The sequence below is a fragment of the Streptococcus oralis genome (genome assembly GCF_001578945.1).
Lineage (GTDB): Bacteria > Bacillota > Bacilli > Lactobacillales > Streptococcaceae > Streptococcus > Streptococcus oralis_Q.
Genome location: NZ_KQ969551.1, coordinates 377082 through 377589, shown reverse-complemented (window position 1 = coordinate 377589; position 508 = coordinate 377082). Strand labels below are relative to the sequence as shown.

The 508-nt window shown below is 38.8% G+C and carries 1 protein-coding gene; it reads right to left on the bottom strand.

Annotated elements, in window-relative coordinates; translation table 11 throughout:
* Window positions 1–508 (bottom strand): glycerophosphodiester phosphodiesterase family protein (locus tag SORDD16_RS04510; protein ID WP_277730459.1); only part of this gene is annotated, 508 nt, incomplete at both ends.

Here is a 508-nt window from a genome sequence, read left to right as displayed (position 1 = left end):
GTTGAATACTCCATGGTATAGCCCGTTGCCTCGGTCCTTGGGAAAATACTGTTATATGGTAGGATAAAATAAGCTGGAATACTCGAATCATATTTCAGAACTTGGTCAATCACATGATAGTCCAGTGATTGCATCTGATGACCATATTGCTTGATTGTCGCTCCATACTTTTCAAGGAAATGTTCCATCATTTGTGGACTGTCTTTTTTACTGGTCTTGATTTCAATCAACAATCTTTGATGAAGTTCATTCGCACGGTTGAGATAATCTTCAAAACCAGATATCTTGGTTTGATGGCCATTTTCAGAAATATCTAAACCTATCAACTCCTCCAAAGTCAAGTCTTGAGGACTGGCATTGATACCTGCTAAGTTCTTAAGATTGGCGTCGTGCATCATCACAAACTGACCATCTTTGGTCTCCTGTACATCCATTTCAATCAAATCTGGTTTCAGTTGCGCTGTTTTTTCCAAAGACTCTACAGTGTTTTGGACACCATTTTTATTGC